At 73.6% G+C, this 19,177-nt stretch carries 20 protein-coding genes; 10 read left to right on the top strand and 10 right to left on the bottom strand.

Going from position 1 to position 19,177, the window contains the following annotated elements:
• Window positions 1-271 precede the first annotated feature (271 nt).
• Complete coding sequence (locus ACFXGI_RS21055; RefSeq protein WP_384708668.1) at window positions 272-1,105, top strand: class II glutamine amidotransferase; 834 nt, start codon at window positions 272-274, stop codon at window positions 1,103-1,105.
• Between the two features lie 461 nt (window positions 1,106-1,566).
• On the opposite strand, the gene ACFXGI_RS21050 is transcribed toward ACFXGI_RS21055, so the two are convergent.
• Window positions 1,567-1,758: a hypothetical protein gene (locus ACFXGI_RS21050; RefSeq protein ID WP_384708665.1), complete on the bottom strand. Its 192-nt coding sequence runs from the start codon at window positions 1,756-1,758 to the stop codon at window positions 1,567-1,569.
• A 204-nt stretch (window positions 1,759-1,962) separates the two neighbouring features.
• Window positions 1,963-3,129 (bottom strand): glutamate--cysteine ligase, encoded by a 1,167-nt coding sequence (locus ACFXGI_RS21045; protein ID WP_384708662.1) that lies wholly within the window; start codon window positions 3,127-3,129, stop codon window positions 1,963-1,965.
• Between the two features lie 248 nt (window positions 3,130-3,377).
• Between ACFXGI_RS21045 and ACFXGI_RS21040 the strand changes: the two genes are divergently transcribed.
• Window positions 3,378-4,652, top strand: a complete 1,275-nt coding sequence (locus ACFXGI_RS21040) for an MFS transporter (protein WP_384708659.1) — start codon at window positions 3,378-3,380, stop codon at window positions 4,650-4,652.
• Window positions 4,653-4,674: 22 nt separating this feature from the next.
• On the opposite strand, the gene ACFXGI_RS21035 is transcribed toward ACFXGI_RS21040, so the two are convergent.
• The 3 genes from ACFXGI_RS21035 to ACFXGI_RS21025 all read right to left on the bottom strand — a co-directional run bounded on the left by ACFXGI_RS21035 (window position 4,675) and on the right by ACFXGI_RS21025 (window position 7,362).
• Window positions 4,675-5,034, bottom strand: coding sequence for a hypothetical protein (locus ACFXGI_RS21035; RefSeq protein WP_384708656.1), 360 nt, complete (start codon window positions 5,032-5,034; stop codon window positions 4,675-4,677).
• Window positions 5,035-5,119: 85 nt separating this feature from the next.
• Window positions 5,120-6,481, bottom strand: coding sequence for a carboxyl transferase domain-containing protein (locus tag ACFXGI_RS21030; protein ID WP_384708653.1), 1,362 nt, complete (start codon window positions 6,479-6,481; stop codon window positions 5,120-5,122).
• An 86-nt stretch (window positions 6,482-6,567) separates the two neighbouring features.
• Window positions 6,568-7,362: a LysE family transporter gene (locus ACFXGI_RS21025; RefSeq protein WP_384708650.1), complete on the bottom strand. Its 795-nt coding sequence runs from the start codon at window positions 7,360-7,362 to the stop codon at window positions 6,568-6,570.
• Between the two features lie 69 nt (window positions 7,363-7,431).
• Between ACFXGI_RS21025 and ACFXGI_RS21020 the strand changes: the two genes are divergently transcribed.
• Window positions 7,432-7,875 (top strand): Lrp/AsnC family transcriptional regulator, encoded by a 444-nt coding sequence (locus ACFXGI_RS21020; protein WP_384708647.1) that lies wholly within the window; start codon window positions 7,432-7,434, stop codon window positions 7,873-7,875.
• Here ACFXGI_RS21020 and ACFXGI_RS21015 read toward each other — a convergent pair.
• Together ACFXGI_RS21015 and ACFXGI_RS21010 are read right to left on the bottom strand one after the other, a co-directional pair.
• The gene (locus tag ACFXGI_RS21015) at window positions 7,865-9,442 is read right to left on the bottom strand and encodes a GAF domain-containing protein (RefSeq protein ID WP_384708644.1); all 1,578 of its coding nucleotides are present in this window, start codon (window positions 9,440-9,442) and stop codon (window positions 7,865-7,867) included. The genes ACFXGI_RS21020 and ACFXGI_RS21015 overlap by 11 nt on opposite strands.
• The gene (locus tag ACFXGI_RS21010) at window positions 9,439-10,476 is read right to left on the bottom strand and encodes a rod shape-determining protein (RefSeq protein WP_384708641.1); all 1,038 of its coding nucleotides are present in this window, start codon (window positions 10,474-10,476) and stop codon (window positions 9,439-9,441) included. Before ACFXGI_RS21010 ends, ACFXGI_RS21015 begins: the two co-directional genes overlap by 4 nt.
• Before the next feature lie 218 nt (window positions 10,477-10,694).
• Between ACFXGI_RS21010 and ACFXGI_RS21005 the strand changes: the two genes are divergently transcribed.
• Window positions 10,695-11,381 carry an esterase/lipase family protein gene (locus ACFXGI_RS21005; RefSeq protein ID WP_384708638.1) on the top strand — a complete coding sequence of 229 codons (687 nt, stop codon included), beginning with the start codon at window positions 10,695-10,697 and terminating at the stop codon, window positions 11,379-11,381.
• Window positions 11,382-11,413: 32 nt separating this feature from the next.
• Here the strand turns inward: ACFXGI_RS21005 and ACFXGI_RS21000 are convergent, their stop codons facing one another.
• Entirely contained in the window at window positions 11,414-11,995 is a 582-nt protein-coding gene (locus tag ACFXGI_RS21000; RefSeq protein ID WP_384708635.1) for a hypothetical protein, read from the bottom strand.
• Between the two features lie 78 nt (window positions 11,996-12,073).
• Between ACFXGI_RS21000 and ACFXGI_RS20995 the strand changes: the two genes are divergently transcribed.
• Window positions 12,074-12,808 (top strand): hypothetical protein, encoded by a 735-nt coding sequence (locus tag ACFXGI_RS20995; protein ID WP_384708632.1) that lies wholly within the window; start codon window positions 12,074-12,076, stop codon window positions 12,806-12,808.
• 12 nt (window positions 12,809-12,820) lie between these two features.
• Here the strand turns inward: ACFXGI_RS20995 and ACFXGI_RS20990 are convergent, their stop codons facing one another.
• Complete coding sequence (locus tag ACFXGI_RS20990; RefSeq protein WP_030868954.1) at window positions 12,821-13,243, bottom strand: MarR family winged helix-turn-helix transcriptional regulator; 423 nt, start codon at window positions 13,241-13,243, stop codon at window positions 12,821-12,823.
• A gap of 99 nt (window positions 13,244-13,342) precedes the next feature.
• Here ACFXGI_RS20990 and ACFXGI_RS20985 point away from each other — a divergent pair, with 99 nt between their 5' ends.
• The 3 genes from ACFXGI_RS20985 to ACFXGI_RS20975 all read left to right on the top strand — a co-directional run bounded on the left by ACFXGI_RS20985 (window position 13,343) and on the right by ACFXGI_RS20975 (window position 15,832).
• Entirely contained in the window at window positions 13,343-14,362 is a 1,020-nt protein-coding gene (locus ACFXGI_RS20985; protein ID WP_384708629.1) for an NADP-dependent oxidoreductase, read from the top strand.
• A 64-nt stretch (window positions 14,363-14,426) separates the two neighbouring features.
• The gene (locus ACFXGI_RS20980; RefSeq protein ID WP_030868956.1) at window positions 14,427-14,849 is read left to right on the top strand and encodes an organic hydroperoxide resistance protein; all 423 of its coding nucleotides are present in this window, start codon (window positions 14,427-14,429) and stop codon (window positions 14,847-14,849) included.
• A 68-nt stretch (window positions 14,850-14,917) separates the two neighbouring features.
• Window positions 14,918-15,832: an EI24 domain-containing protein gene (locus ACFXGI_RS20975; protein WP_384708624.1), complete on the top strand. Its 915-nt coding sequence runs from the start codon at window positions 14,918-14,920 to the stop codon at window positions 15,830-15,832.
• A 3-nt stretch (window positions 15,833-15,835) separates the two neighbouring features.
• On the opposite strand, the gene ACFXGI_RS20970 is transcribed toward ACFXGI_RS20975, so the two are convergent.
• Entirely contained in the window at window positions 15,836-16,561 is a 726-nt protein-coding gene (locus ACFXGI_RS20970; RefSeq protein WP_384708621.1) for a hypothetical protein, read from the bottom strand.
• Between the two features lie 134 nt (window positions 16,562-16,695).
• Between ACFXGI_RS20970 and ACFXGI_RS20965 the strand changes: the two genes are divergently transcribed.
• Together ACFXGI_RS20965 and ACFXGI_RS20960 are read left to right on the top strand one after the other, a co-directional pair.
• Complete coding sequence (locus tag ACFXGI_RS20965) at window positions 16,696-17,274, top strand: DUF1707 and DUF4190 domain-containing protein (RefSeq protein WP_384708618.1); 579 nt, start codon at window positions 16,696-16,698, stop codon at window positions 17,272-17,274.
• Between the two features lie 163 nt (window positions 17,275-17,437).
• On the top strand, window positions 17,438-19,162 hold the full coding sequence (locus ACFXGI_RS20960) for a hypothetical protein (protein ID WP_384708615.1): 1,725 nt from the start codon (window positions 17,438-17,440) through the stop codon (window positions 19,160-19,162).
• Window positions 19,163-19,177 lie beyond the last annotated feature (15 nt).

The following is a 19,177-nucleotide window of genomic DNA, read 5'->3' as shown; positions in this document are numbered from 1 at the left end:
CGACCAGGCCGTTCGACGCCCCGCCCGGGCTTTCCGGGCGGGGCGTCTTCGTGTTCTGCCGCGTCCGACCGGACGCCGCTCGCCCTCCGGTCCGGCCCGCGTGGCGATCACCAGGAGATGGGCCGACCATGGGACTGCCGGTAGATCAGGGGTTCGCGGAGCGGTCCTCCCCGAGGCGCGGGGAACCCCGGTTCCATGTCCGGACAACGCCGGAGTCTGCCCTCGAACCGCCGCCGGACCGCGCTGGAGAACGAGGAACAGGTGGTCGCCCATGTGCCGATGGCTCGCGTACTCAGGTTCGCCTCTTCTGCTCGACACCATCCTGTACAAGCCGGCGCACTCGCTCATCGATCAGAGCCTGCACTCGAGACTGGGTGTGGAGACGACGAACGGCGACGGCTTCGGCATCGGGTGGTACACGGATCACGCCAGTACTCCGGCGGTCCTCCGGGACGTCGGGCCCGCCTGGAACAACCGCAATCTGCGGGAGATCGCCGACCACGTCGAGTCCCCGCTGTTCTTCGCCCACATCCGGGCGTCGACCGGAACGGCGGTGCAGCAGACGAACTGCCACCCCTTCCGGCACGGCCGCTGGCTGTGGATGCACAACGGGTCCATCGCGGGCTTCCACCTCATGCGCCGGGAACTGTGCCTGCTCGTCGACCCCGCCCTGTTCTTCGACATCGAGGGAACGACCGACTCCGAAGTGATGTTCTACCTCGCCGTCACCTTCGGCCTGGACCAGGACCCGCCGGGCGCCGTGGCGCGGATGGCCGGGGTCGTGGAGCGCATCGGCCGCGAGCAGGGTGTGGAGTTCCCGCTGCAGATGACGGTGGCCGTGAGCAACGGTGAGAGCGTCTGGGCCTTCCGCTACTCCAGCCAGAAGCAGTCCAGGTCGCTGTTCTACAGCACCCGTGTGGACAGCCTGCGCAAGCTGCACCCCGACGTGGCGTTCCTGCAGGAGGTCTCGGACGACACCCGCCTCGTCGTCTCCGAGCCCCTCGGCGACCTGCCCGGTGCCTGGAACGAGGTACCGGAGGGCATGTACGGCGTCGTGCAGCCCGGGGCGGACGAGATGCTTCCCTTCGTCCCCCAAGCGGCCTGACACCACGGCCGCCGCCCGGGGCGTCAGCCGCAGGCGGCGGCCGGGTCGTCGTGGACGAGGGCGCAGACCATCCCGGCTCCGCGCCCGTGATCGGGGTGCGCCGCGAGCAGCTCGGCCTTGAAGTCGTTCCACTGACGGGTGAGTTCGGCGGTCGCTCCGGCCGTCGCGCGGCGGAAGTCGTCGCCCGCCTCGGCGCGCGCGGACGCGGCGGTGTCCCTTGTCCTTGTCCAGGGTCGGGCTGTGGGCGACGCGGCCGTCGCAGTCGGCCCGTTTGACGCCGGTGGAATCGAAGCCGGGATGGCAGCCGATGGTCAGGTCCTCGGGGATGCGCCCGCGCGTCCCGGGTCCGGTCGGCGTCCTTCATGGCGCTGTAGCGGCGGATGTCGAGGAACGGCGGGTGGTCCGTACGCTCCGGTGCGGGGGTAGCCGGCGGAGTACCGGGGGCGAGGTAGTCGGCGTTGTCACGGTGCAGGGGGGCCGACGCCGAAGCAGGGGTGGCGGTCGTTGACGTCGATCGCCCCGTCGTGGGCGTCGGCCATCGCGGTCAGCGTGACGGGCTGCCAGGGCGGCGCGGCCCGGGTGATGTCCTCGTGGTTGCCGCCGTTGAAAGCGTGGGCGGCGCCGCTCGGCAGGACGGCCGGGGCGGCTGCCATGACCGCCGCGAAGGCCGCGGCGGAGCCGGTCCGGGGCCCGCACGCGCGCGGCGCCGCCTCGCCGGGCCCCGGCCGCGCCGGGCCCCGCGTCCTGCGACGGGCCCCGCCGGGGGCGTCCTCCCCGGGCCGCAGGTGCGGAATGGATCGTCGACCGCACCTGCGGCTTCGGCGGTTCAGGGCCGCCGACGGGCTGGGGGGCGTCCCCTAGAAGTTCTCGGTTTCGTCCGCCAAGTGGCGCAGTACGTCGTTCAGGTCCTGGCGGCGGGCGAAAGCCGCGCGTTGGCGGTGGGCGCCGGAACCGTCCCGCAAGAGGCCTCCCAGGGTTTTGGCCGCGTGGTCGAGTTCACCCGACACCGCGAGCTCCGGGGCGACGAGGTCCAGCAGGGCCTCCGCCAGGTCCGCCGCCGGGATCTCCGCTCCCGTGTACGGGTCGAGGCCGAAGCCCTCCAGCCCGTCGTGGGCCGCCCGCCAGCGCGCGAGGTGCAGTACGTCGTCCCTCAGCGCCGGTTCGGGACGCAGCTCCGCGATGTCCCGCAAGGCCGTCGCCACCAGGGCGCGGACCAGCTCCGCCTGGAGGATCGCCGTGTCGATGTCCGGGGACATGTCGGGCGCCCGGATCTCGAGCGTCGGCCAGTGCCCGGACGGGCGCAGGTCCCAGTAGACCATCTTCGTGTCCAGGGCCGCCCCGGAGCCGAGCAGGGTCTGCACGGAGCGCCGGAAGTGGGCCGTGGACGTGAAGTGCGGGGGCAGCCCGGCCGAGGGCCAGCCCGACCAGGCCATCGCCCGCCAGCTGGCGTGGCCCGTGTCACGGCCGCCCCAGAACGGCGAGTTGGCGGCCATCGCGATCAGCGTGGGCAGCCATGGTCTGACCCGGTTCGACACCGCCACCGCCGTGTCCACGTCGAAGGTGCCGACGTGGATGTGGCGGCCGCAGCTGACCAGAGTGTCGGTCAGCGCGCCGAAGCGGCGGTGCTGCTCGCGCTGGCGCGGCTCGTCGTCGGTCAGGTGCAGCGGCCCCTCCACGGCCAGGACCGGCGAGGGCGCGGCCAGCAGCCGGCAGCCGTGGGCGCGGGCCGCCCGGGCGAGGGTGCGCCGCAGCGTGGCGAGCTCCGCGCGCAGCACGGGCGCCGAGTCGGCGACGGGGGTGGAGATCTCCACCTGGTAGCGGGTGCCCTCGGGGTGGACTTCGTGGGGCAGGCCCGCGGCGGTGGCCAGGACGAGCGGGGCGGCCGGGACCACCCGGAAGGTACGGGCGTCGACGAGGAGGAACTCCTCCTCGACGCCCACGGTCAGCGGGGCCGTGAGAGGTGCCGCGTGGACTCCGTCGTCCGCGCTGCCGGTGCTCGTGGTGCTGTTGCCAGGTTCGATCACTACGCCTCCCTGGACATACGAGTCTTTTCATCATGAGCTGAACAGGAGGGGATGAGCGCACGCCGATTCGGTCAAATGTCCTGTGACAGTGGCGAGTTACCGGCAAGGACCGGCCCGGTCTGAGGCCGCGGATCCGGGTGGGGCGACTGGTGCGCGTGCGGGAACGGCCGAGGTGCGCAGCGCCCGGCGGCGGGCTACCGGCCCGTTAATGCCTGGGGCCGCCGAACGCCCCCTGGTTATCATCCGCTGTGACCGGTACGAGCACCCCCACGCCCACACCCGCCCGCCGCGCGACCCGAATATTCGCCGACCTCACCCCGCTGCGCACGTCCCCGGACTACCGGCGATTGTGGGTCGGCAGCACCATTTCCTGGATGGGCCAGGCGATGACCGCGCTCGCGATCTCGCTCCAGGTCTACGACATCACCGGCTCCAGCTTCTCGGTCGGGCTCGTCGGACTCTTCTCCCTCGTCCCGCTCGTCGTCTTCGGCCTCTACGGCGGGGCCATCGCCGACACCGTCGACCGGCGCAAGCTCGGCCTGTACAGCTCCCTGGGCCTGACGGCCCTGTCGATCGGGCTGGCCGGCGCCGCGCTCCTCGACTACCACCGGGTCTGGCTGCTGTACTCGGTCGTCGCGCTCCAGGCGGTGTGCGGCGCCCTCAACGGACCCGCCCGCTCCGCGATGATCCCGCGACTGCTGCCGACCGAGCAGCTGCCCGCCGCGAACGCGCTGAACTCGGTGACGATGACCTCCGGGACGATGGTCGGCCCGGTGCTCGGCGGGCTCATCGTCGGCTGGTGGGGCTATCAGGCCGCGTACCTGATCGACGCCGTCACCTTCTGCGCCGCGCTGTACGCGGTGTGGCGGCTGCCCGCGATGCTGCCCGAGCGGGAGGGCGGCAAGCGGGGGCGGGCCTCCGTACTGGACGGACTGCGCTTCCTCGGCACCCGCCCCAACATCCGGATGACCTTCTTCTCCGACATGGCCGCCATGGTGCTGGCCCAGCCGAAGGCGCTGTTCCCGGCCATCGCCGTGCTCTGGTACGGCGGCGACGCCAAGACCGTCGGCCTGCTGGTGGCCGCGCCCGCCGTCGGGGCGCTGCTGGGCGGGCTGTTCTCCGGCTGGCAGGGCCGGATCCGCCGGCACGGGCTGGCGATCCTGATCTCGGTGGCCGCCTGGGGGCTGGCCATCGCCGTCTTCGGGCTCACCCGGAACCTGTGGCTCGGGCTGTTCTTCCTGGCCATGGCGGGCTGGGCCGACACCGTCTCCATGGTGTTCCGCTCCACGATGATGCAGGCCGCGACCCCGGACGAGATGCGGGGGCGCCTCCAGGGCGTGTTCATCGTGGTCGTCGCGGGCGGGCCCCGGCTCGGGGACTTCCTCGCCGGCACCACCGCCGACCTGACCTCCCCGGCCGTGGCCATCACGGGCGGCGGGCTCGGGTGCGTACTGGTGCTGGTCCTGCTGGCCCTGCGCTGGCGCGGGTTCGCCCGGTACGACGCGAGGTCGCCGCAGGCGTAGCGGGCCGCGGCCGGGGCGGCGCTCAGGCGAGCCAGAGCGCCCCGTGCCGGTGACGTGCGGGCAGGACGTCCGCGTCCTCGGCGCGGCCGAGGAGCAGCACCGAGCGGACGTCCGCGCGCAGCCGCTGCCGGGCGCGGCGCTCCGCCTGCGCGGACATGACGGCCACCGAGGAGTCGCGCAGGCAGCGCGGCAGCCGGCGGACCGTGACGCGGCGCCGGAGGGCCTGCGGCCGGGCGCGGCGGCCGGCCCGCGAGGCCTCGGCGAGGCAGCGGGCGCTGAACCGCAGGTCGCGGACGAGCACAGTGTGGACGAGCTCGTCGCGGAGCGCGGCGTCGGACGCCGGTCCGCGGCGGGAGCGGATGTGGTGGGCGGTGCGTGACACGGACGACTCCGGGGACGGGGCCGCCAGGCGGGTCCTGGCGGTACCTACCGGAAGCCGCGCGGGCCGTCTCCGCGAGGGCGGCGGCTCATCCGGCCGGACCGGGACGGTGGGGTCCGACCACGCCGCGGGCGACGCCCAGGGCGACCAGGTCCTGGGGGCGGATGCGGAGTTGGTCGGCCGTGGAGGCGGCCTCGGAGGCGGGGCGCTTGAGGATGGCCGCCGCCAGTTCGGGCGCGATCACCGAGAAGTAGCTGTCCGGGGTGACCCAGGTGTTCCCCGGCGCGGCCAGCGCGAGGGCTCCGCCCGAACCCCCCTCGCCGATCAGGAGCGTGGTCACCGGGACCGCGGCCGCCGCGACCGCCGCGAAGGTGTCAGCGATGGCTGCGCCCGCGCCGGCGTGTTCGGCGGCGGCGTCGTTGGCCGCGCCGGGGGTGTCCACCAGGGTGAGCACGGGGATCCCGAGGCGGTCCGCGAGGCGGATCACGCGGGCCGCCGTACGGTACCCGGCCGGGCGGGTGGCGGTGCCGCACTGGGCGGCGTACGCGACGGCCCGCCCCTCCCGCAGCCCGAACCCGCACAGCATCCCGGGGTCGGTGCCGCCCGCCCGGTCCCCGGAGAGGGGGAGGCGCAGGGCGAAGTACGCGTCCAGGTACGCCTCGGCGCGCGGGCGGTCGGGGTGGCGGGCCTGCCGTACGGCGTCCCAGCCGGTCTGCGGGGGCGGTACGTCCGCCAGCGCGGCCGGGGGCCCGACCGGTTCGGCGGAGCGGGGCGCGGCCAGGACGCGCAGCCAGTCGGCGAGGGCCGCGGGCAGCTCGGCGGGCGGGACGACGGCGTCCACGTGCCCGGCGGCGTACTGCCCCTCGGCGGTGTACGCCGCCGGGTCCGCGTCCGCCGGCCGCACCCGGGAGCCCGCGAAACCGACCTGCGCGCCCGGGAGCGCGAGCACGACGTCGGCCCCGGCGCCGAGCGTGGCCCAGCCGCCGCCGGTGGTGGGATCGCGGAGCACGGCGATCTGCGGGAGGCCGGCGGCCCGGGTCGAGGCGGACTGGCGGGCCACGCGCTGGAGTTGGGTCAGCGCGAGCATGCCCTCCTGCATGCGGGAACCGCCGGTGGCGATCAGCGAGACGAGGGGGAGGCGGTGTTCGCGAGCGTACGTGTAGGCGGCTTCGAGCCGGTCTCCGGTGCGCTCGCCGAGGGAACCGCCGAGGAAGCCGAACTCGAAGGAGACGACGGCGGCTTGGCGGCCGCCGATGAGGGCGGTTCCGGTGACGACGGACTCCTCTTCGCCGGTGCGCGCGGTGGCGCGGGCGCGGGAGTCGTCGTATCCGGCCCAGGCGAGGGGCCCGTCGGGGGCGGACTCCCGCTGCGGGGCGGGGAGTTCGGCGAAGCTGCCGGGGTCGGCCACGGAGGCGATGGCCGCGCGGGCCGAGAGGCGGGTCGTCGTCACGGCATCACCCTATGGGGCCCGGCTCGCGGACCCCTAGGGAGTGTCGCCGAAGTCCCTTCCGGCCGGCGCTGCTTTGACGACACTCCCTAGGGCAACGGGAAGGCCAGCTTGAGGGCGTAGGCGGCGACGAGGCCGTAGCCGAGGCGGAAGGTCCAGGCGCGGGCGGCGGGGGAGATCCGGCGGCCGGCGGCGGCGCCGATCGCGACGAGGGTCTGCTGCCAGAGGAGGGACGCGGCGGCCACGCCGGCCAGGAAGGCGGCGGCGCTGGTGGGGGTGGTGAGGGTGGAGGCCTGGGCGGTGGTGAGGGCGGCGAAGTAGAGGGCGGTGGTGGGGTTCACGGCGGTGAGGGCGACGTACCGTCCGAAGGCCGCGCGGGCCGTGGCCACATGCCGGGCCCCGCTTGCGGGGACGTCCCCGACGCTCGTGCCGGCCGCCGCGTGTCCGGGGCCCGCTCCGCCCCCGGACTCCCGCGCCTCGGGCGCCGGCGGGGCCGGATGCGAGGTCGGCGGAGCCGGGACGGCGGGGCCGTGTCCCGCCTTCGCCGCCGCCGCCGCCGCCGACGACGACGGCTCCGGCTCCGGCGCCGGAAGTGCGCGGCTGCGGTAGAGGGCGTGGGCGGCCATCGACAGGAGGACGGTCGCCGACAGCAGGCGGATCCAGGCTTCGATCGGGGTCACGTGGGAGGCCACCCAGGGGCCGAGGGCCGTGGCGAGGGCCGCGTAGGCGAGGTCCACCGTCGCGATGCCGGCCGCCGCGGCCATCGCCGTGCGCCGGTGCCGCATCGCCTCTTGGAGCAGCAGCACGCTCATCGCGCCCATCGGCATCGCCACGCCCAGGCCCGCGACCGCCCCCGACAATCCCGGGGAGAGGAATTCGTTCATGAGGGGAGGGTGGGGTCCCAGGGAGCGGGTGCAGCGGCGGATATCGGGCCCGGCTGCGAGAATCGCGGTATGGACCGCCTCGACAGGGAGATCCTCGGCATCCTGCAGCAGGATGCGCGGATCTCGTACCGCGACCTCGGCGTGCGCGTCGGGCTCAGTGCCAACGCCACCGCCGACCGGGTGCGCCGGATGCGGCGGGACGGGGTGATCCGCGGGTTCACCGTCATCGTGGATCCGGCCGCCGACACCCGCGGCGGGCTCGTCGTCTTCATCGACTTGAGCCTGCGGCAGGACACCACCAACGAGGAGTTCGAGGAGAGGGTGGTCAGGCTGCCCGGGATCACCGAAGTGGTGCACGTGACCGGGGAGTACGACTACCTCGTCCGGGCCCGTGCCGCCGATCCCGCCGCGCTCGACGCACTGCTGCGCCGGCTCAAGCGCGAGGCCGGCGTGGCGCAGTCCAGTACGCGGATCGCCCTCAAGGGAGCCCACGGGCCACCGCCTAGGGTGTGAGCGCCGACTCCCAGCTCATCGTCGTACCCCGCGTCCCCGAATCCGTGCGGCCGTCGTCCGTGACCGTCAGGCGGACGCGGGTCGGGGCCGCGTCCACCGCGACCATGATCGAGGTGACCTGTGAGCGGCGGTGGGCCGCGGCCAGGGCGCCGCGCAGGGCGGAGAGGAGGCTGCCCGCAACCGGCTCCGGGAGCAGGGAGTCCACCGCGCCCGCGAAGTGGACCGACGGCTGGAAGCCCAGCAGCACCGCCGCCCCGCCCGTCTCCCGCAGGATCCGGCCGCGGACCGACGTCGGGGCGTCGCTCGGCGGCTGCTGGAGGGCGAAGATCGCGGTGCGGACCTCCTGGATGGTCGAGTCGAGTTCGTCCACCGCCCGGCCGAGTTCGTCGCCGACCGTGTCACCGGACGGCGCCGAGGCGGAGCGCTTCTTCGTGCTCTCCAGCATCATCTCCGTCGCGAACAGCCGCTGGACCACCAGATCGTGCAGGTCCCGCGCGATCCGGTCGCGGTCCTCGTAGATCGCCAGCTGCTCGCGGTCGTGCTGCGCGTCGGCCAGGACGAGGGCCAGCGCGGCCTGCGAGGCGAACTGCGAGGCCAGCAGCCGGTCCACGGCGTCGTACGGGCGCCCGCCCCGGGCGCGCGGCAGGGCCAGGGTGCCGATGAGCTGGCCGCCGCTCTGGAGCGGCAGCATCATGCTCGGGCCGAATCGTTCCCGCACGCGGGTGGTCATCCGGGGGTCGGTCGCAGAGTCCTCGATGAAGACCGGCTCGCCGCCGAGGAGTTGTACGAGGACGGGCGAGCCGGGGGCGATCGCCGTCCCGACCAGGTCGCCGGGGTCCCCGGGAGTGGAGGCGGCCACGATCTCCATGCCCCCCTCCGGGGTCGGCTGGAGGACCACCCCGGCCGCCGCGTCCGCGAGGAGCCGGGCCCGCTCGGCCACGCACATCAGCGCGTCGGCGGCCGGGCTGCCGGCCAGCAGGGTCGTGGTGACCGCGGCGGCGCCCTCGATCCAGCGCTCCCGGCGGCGTGCCGTCTCGTACAGCCGGGCGTTGCCGATCGCTATCCCCGCCTGGGAGGCCAGGACCCGTACCAGCGCGAGGTCCTCGTCCGTGAACGTGCCGCCGCCCTGCTTCTCGGTGAGGTAGAGATTGCCGAAGACCTCCGTGTGGACCCGGATGGGGACGCCCAGGAAGCTGCGCATGACGGGATGGCCGGGCGGGAACCCCGCCGAGCGCGGGTCCTTCGACAGGTCCTCCAGCATCAGCGGGCGCGGATCGGTGAACAGCGCGCCGATCACGCCCGTACGCCCGTCGGGCAGCCGGGGGATCGAGGCACGCTCCGCCTCGCTCAGCCCGGCCGTGTACAGCTCGGTCAGCCGGAGGCGCTCGGGGTCGATGACCCCGAGCGCTCCGTACCGGGCGGCGCACAGCTCGGTCGCCGATTCCACGATGTGCTGCAGGGTCGCCTGCAGCTCCAGTTCGGAGCCGACGCTGAGCACCGCCTCCAGGAGTACGGGCAGGCCGGCCCGTACCGCGGGATCGGCCGGCTCGGACGCCGCGTCCGTCATTCGGCCAGCGGGTTGAGGACCATCGGGGCGATCTTCCCTTCGAGCATCATGCCGAGACCGAGCACGGCGCACACGTCCGGCCGTTCAGCGATGGCGACGGGCATTCCGGTGGCGTCGCGCAGCATCTGGTCCAGGCCCGGCAGCAGGGCGCTGCCTCCCACCATCATGATCCCCCGGTCCGTCAGGTCGGCGACCAGGTCCGGCGGGCAGTCCCGGAGCACCTTGCCGATGCCGTCGAGGACGGCGGTCAGCGGGGTGTGGATGGCGTCGCGGACGGCGGCGGTGTCCACGTGGACGGAGCGGGCCAGTCCGGTGGCCACGTCGCGGCCGTGGATGAGGGTGGAGGAGGGCCCGCCGCCGGTGATGCCGTTGCCGTGCAGGGCCACCTGGAGCGGCCGGACGGCCTGGCTCGGCAGCATCAGTTCGTGCGCGTGGCGCAGGTGCTGGACGACGGCGTGGTCGATGGCCTCGCCGCCGACCGGGATCCGCTGGGCGGTGACGATCGAGCCGAGGGAGAGGACGGCGATCTGGGTCGCGGCGGCCCCGCACACCATGATCATCGTCGCGGTCGGCTGCTCCACGGGCAGGCCGCAGCCGACGGCCGCCGCGATCAGGGTGTCGACGAGTTCGACGCGCCGGGCGCCGAGCCCGACCATCGTCTCGACGGCGGCCCGCTGCGCGAGCGGGTCGGCGTCGTGCGGGGTGCAGGCGGCGGCCCGCAGCCGGGGCTTGCGGCGCAGGGCGCGGCGCAGCTTCTCGCCGAGCAGGTGGCGCAGCATCCGCTGGGCCATGTCGATGTCGACGACGGTGCCGCCGGAGACCGGGCGTACGACACGGATGTAGTCGGGCGTGCGGCCCGTCATCCGCTCGGCGAAGGACCCGACCGCGATGAGCGCGCCGGTGCGGGTGTTGACGGCGGCGACGCTGGGCTCGTCGACGACCAGACCGGCGCCCTTGACGTAGACGCGGGTCCTGGCTGCTCCCAGGTCGACGGCGACGTGGCAGCGGCGCAACTGCTCAAGACTGACGGTCACGGCAGATCCTCCCGAGAGCGCTGGCGCAAGAGTCCGGCGGCTGCCGGTGCATTTCATATCTTCTCGGGCGAATGGGGTATACCGCCCGTTGGGCTGCTCCGGCCGTGTGTGTCGCACGGGGCGAGAGGTGCTGCACGGGGGTGGATTTCTGTACCGACAGGCAGCACCATGCCGCCACTGCCCGCGCTACTCGTGCGTAACAAGGTAAAGGGGACCCCATGCTGACGCCCCGCCAGAGACTGCTCGCGCTCCTGACGCTCTGCCTGGCGCTCCTTGCACCCTTCCCGGCCCGGGCCGCCACCCCTGTGCAGCCGCACAACCCGGTCGTCTTCATCCACGGCTACAACGCCGACCCGGGTGTCTGGGGCGGTCTGCGCGAGGACCTGCGCGCCGCCGGGTACGCGGACTCCGAGCTCTTCTCCTGGGGTTACGACACGCACCGGTCCGTCAACGAGGTCGTGGCCGGGCAGCTCGGCGCGTACGTGGACCAGGTCCGCCGGCAGACCGGCGCAGCCAAGGTCGACATCGTGGCGCACTCGCTGGGCTCGCTGGTCGGGCGCTGGTACGTGAAGTTCGGCGGCGGCACCGCCACCGTGGACCACTGGGTCTCACTGGCCGGCCCCAACCACGGCACCTCCACCGCGTGGGCCTGCGCCCTGTGGGACCAGGCGTGCCGGGACATGACCCCCGGTTCGTACGTTGTGAAGAACCTGAACGCCGGGGACGAGACCCCGGGCGCGGTGAGGTACGCGACGTTCTGGTCGAACTGCGACGAGGTGGTCAACCCGGACGACAGCGTCCCGCTCGCCGGCGCGACCAACACGCCGGTCGGCTGCATCAAGCACAACGACCTGCTGGGGGACGACGCCACCTCGGCCGGGGTCCGGGCCTTCCTCGCCTCGTAGCCGTCCGGAGGCCATGATCCACAAGGCGCCCGCTAGAGCTCGACCCCGTCGACCGCGACGCGCTGGAGCAGGCCGTACGTGAACTCCGCCACGCACGGCCGCCCCTGGGCACCGAAGGCCAGGCGCCACCGTGTGGGCGCGGTCCCCTCCAGCGGGCGCACCGGGGCGAAGGCCCGCGCCACCTCGTCCACCGTGGCGGACCAGGGCCTCAGGTCCTGCGGAGTCTCCAGTACGGGCCCCCGCGCGCCGGGGGCCCGTACCAGCCACTCGTTCCACACCGCCCCGTCCGGCGCGGCCAGCACCTCGAAGCGCAGGTCCGGCCAGAGCGGCACCGGCCACAGCAGGGCCTCGCACTCCAGGTCGCCGATGGTGCGCGCCCGCGTGGACTCCGGGGGCCCGAGCACCGAGCGGTAGCGGGCCAGCGCACCGCGCGAGCGGGGCGAGCGGACCATCGCCTGCCAGCGCCTGTTCGCCTCCCGCTGCTCGGCGAGCGAGGCGCCGAGGCGCCGGCGCGCCTCCTCGGCAAGGTCCGGCCGGAAGTCCGCCATCCGACGCAGCAGCACCAGTTGGAAGGCGGCCGGACCGAAGGGGCCGGGGGGTGCGGACGGAGTCATGGAAGCCACGATTCCACACAGGACCTCCACGAACCCGCGATACGGATGTTGTGCGGAACCACGTAGCGTGCGGTCGTCATGGACTACTGCCACGCGTGCCGGAGGCACCTCAACGGCGCCCTGGCGTGCGCCGGCTGCGGAACCCCGGTCGAGTACCTGCCGCCCGCCGCGCCCGGGGTGTCCGCCGTGCCCGCCGCCCCCTACGGTTCCGTACGGTCCGAGACCGGCGACCCGCCGGGGGACCCGTTCGCGGACTCGCTCGTCGTGCTGTCCGGTGCGGACCGGGGCGGCCGGGCCGGTTCGCGGCGCCGCGCCACGCACCGCAGGCGCCGCCGGACCCTGCTGACGCTCGGGCTGGGCCTGGTGCTCGCGGCCGGGGGCACCGTCGTGCTGGCCCGGATCGTCACCGAGGGGCAGAAGACCGACCGGGCCGCCGAGGTGGTGCTCACCGACGGGAACGGCCCGCAGGATCCGGGTCCGCTGCCGAGCGGCAAGGGGACTCCCGCCGCGCCGACGGTGCTGAAGCCGGTGAAGGCCTCCGGATCCGCGAAGGCCACCGCGGGCGGTACGCAGCCGACCGGTCCCGGGGCGTCCGCCGAGGGGTCCGCGCAGCCGGGTCCGACGGTGTCCGCCTCCGCCTCGGGCAGGACGGGGCCGACCAAAGGGGCCACCGGGCCGGGGCCGTCCGTAAAGCCGAGTCAGTCGGGGAAGCCGTCGCCCAGCGCTTCGGGGTCGGCGCAGCCGCAGCCGCCGTCGCCGAGCCCCACCCCGACTCCGACCAAGACCGGCTGCTGGTTCATCTTCTTCTGCTGAGCGGCCGGGCGCTCAGCCCAGCATCCGCTTGAGCAGGTCCCGCAGGACCGCCCGCTCGGCCGCGGACAGCCCGGCCAGCGGCTCGCGCGCGAAGTCCAGCGACTCGCGCAGCCGGTCCGCCGTCTGCAGCCCCTCCTGTGTCGGGGCGGCCAGCTTCACCCGGCGGTCCGCCGGGTCCGGCCTGCGCTCGACCAGGCCGCGAGACTCCAGCCGGTCCACGATGCCCGTGATGTTCGAGGGCTCGCACTTCAGCTGCTGGGCGATCCGCCGCATCGGCATCGGTTCCAGGGACAGCAGGGTCAGCACCCGCGCCTGGGCGCCGGTGAGCTGGTGGCTGGCCGCCGCGTCCTCGTACTCCTCGTGGTAGCGGGCCACGACGGAGCCGATGAGCTCGACAACCTCAAGGGTCAGGGGATCTGCGCGACGACTGGGCATGGATCCAGGGTACCCATTTACTTGACAACATGAAATATCCAGGCGCATGGTTGTTTCACCTACTGAAGTATTCGTCGATTCCTCGATTCGGGAGCGCACATGTCTGAGATCCCTGCCGTCAGCCGCGAGTGGCACCTCGTCCGCCGTCCGCAGGGCTGGCCCGTCGCCGAGGACTTCGCCCTGCGCGAGGTCGCGGTCGCGGCCCCGGCCCCCGGCCGGATCCTGGTGCGCAACCTGCACATGTCCGTGGACCCGTACATGCGCGGCCGGATGAACGACGTGAAGTCCTACGTCCCGCCCTTCCAGCTCGACAAGCCGATGGACGGCGGCGCGGTCGGCGAGGTCGTCGCCTCCGCCGACGAGCGCTTCGCGGTCGGCGACCACGTCCTGCACGGCCTGGGCTGGCGCGAGTACGCCGACGTGGACGCCAAGCACGCCACCAAGGTCGACGCCTCCCTCGCACCGCTCTCCGCCTACCTCGGCGTGCTCGGCATGCCGGGCCTGACCGCCTACGCCGGCCTTTTCGAGGTGGCCTCCTTCAAGGAGGGCGACACCGTCTTCGTCTCCGGCGCGGCGGGCGCGGTCGGCAGCCTCGTCGGCCAGTTCGCGAAGATCAAGGGCGCCGCCCGGGTGATCGGCTCGGCCGGCTCGGACGAGAAGGTGACGCTCCTCACGGAGAAGTACGGCTTCGACGCCGCCTTCAACTACAAGAACGGCCCCGTCGGCGAGCAGCTGAAGGAGGCCGCCCCCGAGGGCATCGACGTCTACTTCGACAACGTCGGCGGGGACCACCTGGAAGCCGCCATCTCCTCCCTGAACGTGCACGGCCGCGCCACCCTGTGCGGGGCGATCGCCCAGTACAACGCCACCGAGCCGACCCCCGGCCCGCGCAACCTGGCCCTGGTCATCGGCAAGCGGCTGCGCCTGCAGGGCGTGCTCGTCGGCGACCACGCCGGCCTCCAGCCGCAGTTCGTCCAGGACGTCGCCGGCTGGCTGCGCTCCGGTGAGCTCGTGGCCGACGAGACCGTCTTCGAGGGCGTGGAGAACGCGACCGGGGCCTTCCTCGGCATGCTGCGCGGCGAGAACACCGGAAAGATGATCGTTTCCTTCACCGGTTAGGCTCACCCCACACCGTCGTGATCGTGGGCGCGAGTCACGGCGATTACCAGGAGGATCCCTTCACATGTCCATCCAGCAGTCCGAGGTTCTGTACACCGCCGTCGCCACCGCCGAGAACGGCCGTGACGGCCGCGTCGCGACCAACGACGGCCAGCTCGACGTCGTCGTGAACCCGCCGAAGGAGATGGGCGGCAGCGGCGCCGGCACCAACCCGGAGCAGCTCTTCGCCGCCGGCTACAGCGCCTGCTTCCAGGGCGCGCTCGGTGTCGTCGCCCGCAACGAGAACGCGGACATCTCCGGTTCGACCGTCACCGCCGAGGTCGGCATCGGCAAGAACGACGACGGCTTCGGCCTGATCGTCAAGATCTCCGCCTCGATCCCGAACGTGGACGTCGCCACCGCCAAGGACCTCATCGAGAAGGCCCACCAGGTCTGCCCGTACTCCAAGGCGACCCGCGGCAACATCACGGTCGAGCTCGCCGTCTGATCGCGCTCGCACCCCGCCAGGGCCGCACCCCGATCAGGGGGTGCGGCCTTCGCCGTAAGCTGTGCCCCATGCGTGATCTTGCGGGGGGATTCGGCCATCTGCTGGCCGGACAGAGATGGGTGTTCCGTAACGGCCGGTGGCTCGGGTTCGGCCTGCTGCCCGGGCTGCTCGCGCTCGTGTTGTACGCCGGCGCGCTGATCGGGCTCGGCTACGGCGCCGACGACCTGACCGCCTGGGCCACCCCCTTCGCCGACGGCTGGGGCGCTCCCTGGCTCGGCCTCTTCCGCGGCTTCCTGACCGCCCTCGTCTTCTGTCTCGGCCTCTTCGTCGCGGTGATCACCTTCACCGCCGTGACCCTGCTGATCGGGCAGCCGTTCTACGAATCCCTCTCGGAGCAGGTCGACCGCAGCGTCGGCGGCGACGCCCCCGAATCCGGGCTGCCGCTGGCCCGGGAGCTGTGGATCTCGGCCCGGGACAGCATCAAGGTGCTCGCCCGGGTGCTGCTGTACGGCATCCTCCTCTTCGCGCTGGGCTTCATCCCCGTCGTCGGACAGACCGTGATCCCGGCGATCGGGTTCTGCGTGTCCGGGTACTTCCTCACCGAGGAGCTCACCGCCGTCGCGCTCCAGCGCCGAGAGGTGGAGCTGAAGGACCGGCTGACCCTGCTGCGCGGACGCCGCGCGATGGTGCTCGGCTTCGGAATCCCGCTGGTACTGGCGTTCCTGGTGCCGCTGGTCGCGGTGTTCCTCATGCCGGGTGCGGTGGCGGGGGCCACGCTCATGGTCCGGGAGCTGCGCGGCGAGGACGAGGAGCAGGCCGACACGGACGGGGCCGAAGGCTCCGACGCGGCGGCACGGCAGGAGCGTCCGGGGCAGCCCGGACATCCGGCGCACCCGGCCCCGCAGCAGCAGTCCCCGTACGCGGGGCCGTACGCGGCCGGACCCCGTCACCCGGCGCCCCGGCAGAACCCGTACGCGCAGTAGTTCCTAGGACTGCGTGCGGGGCTCCACCCACAGGGCCTCGCCGACCGCGCACAGATCGCCGTCGGCGGTGGCCAGGGCGGTGCCCACGCGGTACTTGCGGCCCTCACTGCCCAGCAGCCAGGCGTACGAGACGAGCCCGGCGCCGACCGGCACCGGGCGCAGCAGCCGCGCGGTCAGGGCCGCCGTGACGGCGCCGGCCCGCCGGTCGTCGAGCAGCCGCCCGGCCGCGTTGCCCGGGCAGTCCAGCGCGCCCCACACCAGCTCGGGCGGCAGCAGCCCGTCCGCGCCGCCGAGTGCGGGACCCGGGGTCCAGGCGGCGGCGACCAGCGGGCCGCCGGACACCCGGCCGCAGTGCAGGCGCAGTCCGGTGTCGGGGGTGCGGTGCAGACCGCAGCCGAAGCAGTCGACCATCCCGTCCGGGGGCGCCGCCCGGTAGGCCTCGGCCGCAGCCGAGGCCTGCGCCCAGGACGGGGGCTCGGGGGCCTCGACGGCCGGTTCGGCGGGGCTCGCCGTCGCCAGCAGGAGCTCGCCGTCCACCAGGTGGGCGCCGCCGTCGGCGGTCGGGGCGAGCCGGACCGGGGCGTCCGTGGGCACCGGCCGGCGGAAGTCCACCCGTACGGTCTTCGCGGCCGCGCGTCCTGCCAGCACCCCGGCCACGTAGCCGCCGAAGGCCACCCCGGGATATCCGCTGAGGCGGGCCGGAACCGTGATCGTCTCGAAGTCGGTCATGCCCGACACCCCATCACACACGTCGTCCTCGTCACAGGTGCGGGCCCGGGGGCCCCGCAACTATCGTGGCGGCCCGTTCGTCCTCCATCCTGGAGGGACGCGCACCGCGCGCAGGGGCTTCGGGAGGTGGCCGGATGGCCGAACAGCCGTGGGGGCAGCCGTACCCGGTCCGCCCGCAGCAGCAGTCGTACGGGCAGCCGTGGCAGCCCGTGCCCACCGCGCAGTCCGCGATGCGCGCCTCGAACACCGACCGGGACCGGACGGTGGACGTGCTCAAGGCCGCGTACGCCGAGGGCCGGCTCTCCCGCGAGGAGTACGGACAGCGCTTCGACGCCGTCCACAAGGCGCAGACGTACGGCCAGCTCGCGCAGCTGGTCGCGGACCTGCCGGCCGGTCCGGTGCCGGGCCCGTTCGGCCCCGCGGCGGCGGGGCTGCCCGCCGCGTACGGGCCGGTTCCGCTGCCCATGCCCGGGCCGGCCCGCCGGGTCAACGGGATGGCGATCACCTCGCTCGCGCTCGGCGTGCTGAGCCTGCCGACGCTCGGCGCCGCGGGCCTGGGCGCCGTGGCCACCGGGCACGTCGCCAAGGCGCAGATCCGCGCGCGGGGCGACGAGGGCACCGGGCTCGCGACGATCGGCCTGGTACTCGGCTGGCTGTCGGTGGGCGGCTGGGTGCTGCTCTTCCTGCTCGCCGGCTTCGGGGCCCTCGACTGAAAGAGCGGTTCCGGCCGCCGGCGAGCCCGGGTCGGCCGTGGTTCCGGGACCGGAGTCCGCCGACGGCGGGCGGATAGTATGCGTGGCGGCAAGAGCCGAGGCTGTCCCGAGGACGACGACCGGCCCTCGCGCCGAGCACCCACCAGCAGTAGGGACACCGTCAGTGACAGTCAGTACCGAGGGGTCGGCGGCCGTGCGCCCCGTTCCTCCGAGCGGACCGGCCGCGAACGCCCCCGGCAGCTCGAAGTCCTCGAACGCGGAGCGGGCCCCGTGGCGCGCCCTGCGCTCCCGCGGCGGGCTCCTGCTGCTGGAAGCCGCCGTTGCCTTCGCCGCGGCACTGGTCCTCCCCCTGCTGGCACGCGGCTTCAAGCTCAACCCGCTCAACCGGATCGCACAGGTCAGCGGCCTGGCCGCGATCCAGCTGCGGTTCGCCCTGATCGGACTCCTCTTCGTCGGCGCCGTGGTGCTGGCGATGCGGCTGCGCGGAGGCCGCCACTTCGACCTCGCCGCGCGCCTGGCCGCGGCCGCCCTCGCCGGCCTGGCCAGCGGCTTCGTCGCGGCGGGCGCCGTCGTCGCGCTGCTGGGCACGCCGTGGCCGATGTTCGGCCTCAACGGCGACAGCGGCCGCATCGTCGAATGGGCCCACGCCGTCGCGAACGGACAGCCCTCCGGCTCGCCGGTCTACCCGCCGATGCCGCTCTACACCCTCGGCTACTACGCCGAGTGGTTCCACGGCGGCAACACCGCGTACGCCTTCAAGGACCTCCAGATCCTCGGCGCCGCCGCCTTCGGTCCGCTCGTCTACCTGGCCTGGCGGCTGCTGCTGAGCCCCGTCCGGGCGCTGGCCTTCGGTGTCGTGCCCGCCTTCGCGCTGATCGACTCGTACAAGCCGTACAGCCAGACCGTGCTCGTCCTGCTGGTTCCGGTGCTGGTGGCGATGGTGGTGGCGCTGCGCCGCAGCGGAACCGAGGGCTGGCGCCCGCTGCTGCTCAAGGGCGCCGGGTTCGGCGCGGTGCTGGGCGTGCTGTTCCTCACGTACTCGGGCTGGTTCCTGTGGAGTGCGGCCGGCGTGCTGTTCGCCGCCCTGCTGTACTTCCCGTGGAAGACCGGCCGGCTCAAGGGCGCGGCCTTCATGGGCAGCGCCCTGGCGGCGTTCCTCGTGGTGGCCGGGCGCTACCTGATGGTCATGCTGAAGGAAGGGCAGACCACCAAGGACTACAACTTCCGCTTCGACAACTTCACCGACCCGGCCTACTACCTGATGTGGCGCACGGACATGCCCGGCAAGGTGGGCGACTGGCCGCCGCCGGGGGAGTTCGGCGGGGTCGGGCTGTTCGCCCTGGTGACCTTCGTGTGCCTGGGCGCCGCGATCTGGCTGGGCCTGCGCAAGCCGCTGATCGTCACCATCGCCGCCATGTTCGTCAGCGCGTGGGTCATGCGCATGTACATCGCCTCGCACATGTACGAGACGCAGACGGTCCAGCTGTACACGCGCACCAACAACCAGCTGCTCTACTGCGGGCTGATCCTGTGCGCGCTGGTGGCGCACCTGGTCTCGCTGAAGCTGGCCGAGCGGCGCACGGCGTCCGATGCCGCCGCTCCCGCCGCTCCCGCCGACGGGGCGCCGTCCGCGCCCGCCGCGGTCCGCACCGGCTTCCCCGGCCGAGAGGGCGCCGTGATCGGCACGCTCTGCGCCCTCCTGCTGCTGCTCGGCACGGTCTCCTCCTCGATGTCCGACCGCTACATGCCGGCGCAGGACGGCACCTACCGGATCCTGCCCTGGGTCTCGCACACCATCCGGCAGCAGGACGGGAAGTGTCCGAAGTTCGCGCCCAAGCACGAGTGCTCCAAGGACGGCGACCAGAGCTGGCTGAGCTACATCCGATGATCAGAAGGAAGCGAT

The sequence above is a fragment of the Streptomyces sp. NPDC059355 genome (assembly GCF_042752335.1).
Classification (GTDB): Bacteria; Actinomycetota; Actinomycetes; order Streptomycetales; family Streptomycetaceae; genus Streptomyces.
Note: the sequence above shows the minus strand (reverse complement) of the source record. Positions and strands in the feature narration are given on the sequence as shown.